The following is a 5014-nucleotide window of genomic DNA, read 5'->3' as shown; positions in this document are numbered from 1 at the left end:
TGGTCGTAGCGCAGGCGGGGCAGCGTGCCGCGCAGCCAGACGAAGACGAACAGGATGATGATCACCTTGACGGTGAACCAGAGGAACGGCCACCAGCCGGAGTTCGCGTCGTGCCAGAGCGAGATCGGCACGGGCGCGCGCCAGCCACCGAGGAACAGCGTGGTCGCGAGCGCCGAGACCGTCACCATGTTGATGTACTCGGCGAGGAAGAACAGCGCGAACTTCATCGACGAGTACTCGGTGTGGAAACCGCCGACGAGCTCCGACTCGGCCTCGGGGAGGTCGAAGGGCGCGCGGTTGGTTTCGCCGACCACCGCGATCGCGTAGATGGCGAACGACACGAACAGCGGGATGACGTGCCAGGTGTGCGCCTGCGAGGCGACGATGCCGGACGTCGACATGGTGTTCGAGTAGAGGAAGACGGCGACCATCGACAGGCCCATCGCGACCTCGTACGAGATCATCTGGGCCGCCGAGCGCAGACTGCCGAGCAGCGGGTAGGTCGAGCCGGACGCCCAGCCGGACAGCACGATGCCGTACACACCGAGCGACGAGCAGGCGAAGACGACCAGGACGCCGACGGGCAGGTCGGTGAGCTGCAGCGCGGTGTGGTGGCCGAACATCGACACGACCGGGCCGAACGGGATCACCGAGAAGGCGAGGAACGCCGGCACCGCGGACACGACCGGGGCCAGGAAGTAGACCGGCTTGTCGGCCAGCAGCGGGATGATCTCTTCCTTGAAGGCGAGCTTCACACCGTCGGCCAGCGACTGCAGCACGCCCCACGGGCCGACGCGGTTCGGGCCGATGCGGTTCTGCATTCGACCGACGACCTTGCGCTCGAAGACGATCGCGAACAGCGTCATGAGCACGAGGAAGACGAAGACGCCGAGGACCTTGATCAGGATGATCCAGAACGGCTGGTTGCCGAAGCCCGGCAGGTTCTGGCCCGCGGCCAGCACGGCACCGTTCATGCCGGCGCCACCTCCGTCTCGTCCTCGGGCTGCACGATCTCGATCTCGTACGGGAACGACTCGCTGCCCACGACGGCGTCCGCGGCGGCCGGCGCCAGCGCGACGACCGAGCCGTGTGCGGCCGCGAGCGTCGCACGGACCGTACAGCCCCGCGCATTGGTGGGGAGCCAGACCACGCCGTCCGGCATCGCCGTCACCGCCGCCGGCGCGGTGATCGCGCCGCGTTCGGTGCTGACGGTGACCAGCCCGCCGTCGAGCACGCCGAGCCGCTGCGCGGTGGCGGCGCTGATGCGGGCGACGACCGGCTTGGCGGTGCCGGCGAGGTGCTCGTCGCCGTCCTGCATGCGGCCGTGGTCGATCAACTCGGCCCAGGTCGCCAGCCGGACGCCGTCGGTGTCGTCACTCGCGGCCGGCACGTGGGTTCCGGCCATCGCGGGACGCGCGGTGCCCGCCTCGAGCTCGAGCAGCTCGGCACGGGCCGCCTCGAGCGATCGCAGGTCGATCGGGACGTCGAGTTCCTCGGCGAGGGCGTCGAGCACGCGCCCGTCGCTGATGAGGCCGGTGCCGGCGATGGTGAGGTCGAACGGACGCCGCCGGCCCTCCCAGTCGACGAAGCGACCGGCCTTCTCGGCGGGCGGGGCCACCGGCAGCACGACGTCGGCGTGCTCGGTGACCGCGCTGCGGCGGATCTCGAGGCTGACGATGAACCCGGCACGACCGAGCGCCTCGCGCGCCCAGCCGGGGTCGGGGGTGTCGTCGGGGTCGACGGCGCCGATCAGCAGCGCGGCCAGCGAGCCCTCGGCCGCGGCCTGCAGGATGCCGTGCGTGTCGCGTCCGGGCAGGTCGGGCAGGGCCGTGCCCCACAGCGCCTCGACCTGCGCCCGCGCGGCGGCGTCGGAGACGAGGCGCCCGCCGGGCAGCAGCGTCGGCACCGCGCCGGCGTCGACGGCACCGCGCTCGCCGGCGCGCCGCGGCACCCACGCGACGCGGGCGCCGGTGCGCTCGGCCAGTTCGGCCACCGCGGTGTACGCGCCGGGGACGGACGCGAGCCGCTCGCCGACGAGGATGACCGTGCCCGGCGCCGACAGGGCGACGACCGCGTCGTCGCCGAGCGCGCGCACCGCCGCGGCCTCCTCGCCGGGCACCGCGGGCACGAGCCGGCCGCCCAGCTTGGTCAGCCCGCGCGACGCGAACGGCGCGACCGAGTACACGGCCGTGCGCCCGAGCCGGGTCGACTTGCGCAGGCGCAGGAAGACGATGGGCGACTCCTCCTCCGGCTCGAGGCCGACGAGCAGCACCGCCGGTGCCTGCTCGAGCGCGGCGTACGAGACGTGGGCCGGGGTGCGGCCGGCCACGTGCGCGGCCAGGAACGCCGACTCCTCGTCCGAGGTGGGCCGCACGCGGGCGTCGATGTCGTTGGTGCCGAGCACGACGCGCGCGAACTTGGCGTACGCGTACGCGTCCTCCTCCGTCAGCCGGCCGCCGGGGAGCACCCCGACGCCGCCGCGGTCGATGGCCTCGCGCAGGCCCTGCGCGGCGTGGTCGAGCGCCTCGGGCCACGCCGCCTCGACCAGCACTCCGTCGCGCCGGACGAGCGGGGTGAGGATGCGGTCGGGCTGCTCGGCGTAGTGGAACGCCCAGCGTCCCTTGTCGCAGTTCCACTCCTCGTTCACCAGCGGGTCGTTGCCCGAGAGCCGGCGGGTGACCTTCGAGCGGCGCCAGTCGGCCCGCAGCGAGCAGCCCGACGAGCAGTGCTCGCAGACCGTCTCGGTCGAGCGCAGGTCGAACGGCCGCGCGCGGAAGCGGTACGACGCGCCCGTCAGCGCACCGACCGGGCAGATCTGCACGGTGTTGCCGGAGAAGTACGACTGGAACGGCACGTCGGTCGAGGTGCCGATCTGCTCGGCCGCGCCGCGTTCGAGCAGATCGATGAACGGGTCACCGGCGATCTGCTCGCTGAACCGGGTGCAGCGCTGGCAGAGCACGCAGCGCTCGCGGTCGAGCAGCACGTTGCTCGAGATCGCGATCGGCTTCGGGTAGGTGCGCTTGGTCTCGTGGAACCGCGAGTCGGCGCGGCCGTTGCTCATCGCCTGGTTCTGCAGCGGGCACTCGCCGCCCTTGTCGCACACCGGGCAGTCGAGCGGGTGGTTGATGAGCAGCAGCTCCATCACGCCCTGCTGCGCCTTGTCGGCGACCGCGCTGGTCAGCTGGGTCTTGATCACCATGCCGGGCATCACCGTGGTGGTGCACGACGCGGCGGGCTTGGGCATGCCGCGTCCGTTGCCCATGTCGGTGACCTCGACCAGGCACTGGCGGCAGGCGCCGGCCGGGTCGAGCAGCGGGTGGTCGCAGAAGCGCGGGATCTGGATGCCGAGCTGCTCGGCCGCCCGGATCAGCAGCGTGCCCTTCGGGACGGAGATCTCGAGACCGTCGATGGTGACGGTGACGAGGTCTTCCTTGGCCGGCGCGGGCTTGTCGACGGTCGTCATGTCAGTGATGAGCTCCGACCAGGGTGCGGACGCCGGGGAACGGGCAGCCGCCGGACAGGTGGGCGAGGTACTCGTCGCGGAAGTACTTGATCGAGGACGAGACCGGGGAGGTCGCGCCGTCGCCGAGCGCGCAGAACGAGCGGCCGAGGATGTTGTCGGACAGGTCGAGCAGCGTGTCGAGGTCGGCCTCGGTGGCCTCGCCGTTCTCCAGCCGCTCGTAGATGCCGACGTACCAGTAGGTGCCCTCGCGGCACGGCGTGCACTTGCCGCACGACTCGTGCTTGTAGAACTCCGACCACTTCTTCGTCGCGCGCACGACGCAGTCGTCCTCGTCGAAGACCATGACAGCGGACGTGCCGTTCATCGACCCCGCCTTGGCGACGGCGTCGAAGTCCAGCGGGATGTCGAGGTGCTCGGCGGTGAACAGCGGGGTCGACGAGCCACCGGGCGTCCAGAACTTCAACGCCTTGCCACGGCTCATGCCGCCGGCGAGGTCGAGCAGTTCACGCAGCGTGGTGCCCATCGGCGCCTCGTACTGGCCCGGGTTCTTCACCCGGCCCGAGAGCGAGTAGATCGACGTGCCGGGCGAACCGCCGGGGCCCATCTGCTTGAACCACTCGGCGCCGCCGAGCACGATCGCCGGCACCGTCGCGAGCGTGCCGACGTTGTTCACGACCGTCGGGGCGTCGTAGAGACCGTTCGTCGCCGGGAACGGCGGCTTCAGCCGCGGCTGGCCGCGCTTGCCCTCCAGCGAGTCCAGCAGCGCGGTCTCCTCGCCGCAGATGTAGGCGCCGGCGCCGGCGTGCACGGTGATGTCCACGCTCACCCCGCTGCCCAGCACGTCGGCACCGAGATAGCCGCCGGCATAGGCCTCGGCCACCGCCTGGCTGACCCGGCGGATGGCGTGCACCGCCTCACCGCGGATGTAGACGAACGCCCGCTCGGCCCGGACCGCGTAGCAGGCGATGATGATGCCCTCGATCATCGAGTGCGGATCGTTCATCATCAGCGGCAGATCCCGGCAGGTGCCGGGCTCGCCCTCGTCGGCGTTGACCACCACGTAGTGCGGCAAGGCCGGCTCACCCGGCTTGGCCTGCGGAATGAACTGCCACTTCATGCCGGTCGGGAAGCCGGCACCGCCACGGCCGCGCAGGTTGGATTCCTTGATCAGTGCGATCAGCTCGTCCGGCTGCATCCGCAGCGCCTTGCGCAGCCCGGCATAGCCGTCCAGCTGTTCGTAATTCTCCAGCAGCCACGGCGCATCGGTGCCGAACCGCTTGGTCAGGACGGGAGTCAGCGGCATCGCTACGTGCCCTTCTCGATGCGTTCGCTCTGGCCGCCGGTGTTCGACTCCGCGGCCGGATTGCTGTCCGCCGTCTGCAGCGGCTCGTCGTGCGCGCTGGATCCGGTGCGCGCCCCGGTGTTGTCGGCGGCCGCCCGCTCGGCATGCGTCGTGCCGGCGCGGCCGGCCGAACCTCGTTCGCCGGCTTGGTAGCTCGGTGCCTGTTCGTCCCGCTGCTGGGCCAGCCGGACGCCCACCTCGGTCGGGCC

At 71.5% G+C, this 5014-nt stretch carries 4 protein-coding genes; all 4 read right to left on the bottom strand.

The features are described from left to right. The coding region (nuoH, locus tag ACTHMS_RS09950) for an NADH-quinone oxidoreductase subunit NuoH (protein WP_440306504.1) at nt 1-974 on the bottom strand (974 nt) is incomplete at its 3' end. Continuing rightward, nucleotides 971-3463 (bottom strand): NADH-quinone oxidoreductase subunit G, encoded by a 2493-nt coding sequence (locus ACTHMS_RS09945; protein ID WP_440306503.1) that lies wholly within the window; start codon nt 3461-3463, stop codon nt 971-973. The genes nuoH and ACTHMS_RS09945, both read right to left, overlap by 4 nt. Before the next feature lies 1 nt (nt 3464). After that, complete coding sequence (gene nuoF / locus ACTHMS_RS09940; RefSeq protein ID WP_440306502.1) at nt 3465-4766, bottom strand: NADH-quinone oxidoreductase subunit NuoF; 1302 nt, start codon at nt 4764-4766, stop codon at nt 3465-3467. A 2-nt stretch (nt 4767-4768) separates the two neighbouring features. Then, nucleotides 4769-5014 (bottom strand): hypothetical protein (locus ACTHMS_RS09935; protein WP_440306501.1); only part of this gene is annotated, 246 nt, incomplete at its 5' end.

The organism is Jatrophihabitans sp. (genome assembly GCF_051960575.1).
Lineage (GTDB): Bacteria > Actinomycetota > Actinomycetes > Mycobacteriales > Jatrophihabitantaceae > JBQCEE01.
This window is presented reverse-complemented; position numbering and strand designations above follow the sequence as displayed.

Excerpts from the sequence above, each read along its gene's own strand:
- ACTHMS_RS09945 (WP_440306503.1), bottom strand. The coding sequence starts at position 3,463 with ATGACGACCGTCGACAAGCCCGCGCCGGCCAAGGAAGACCTCGTCACC.
- nuoF (WP_440306502.1), bottom strand. The coding sequence starts at position 4,766 with ATGCCGCTGACTCCCGTCCTGACCAAGCGGTTCGGCACCGATGCGCCG.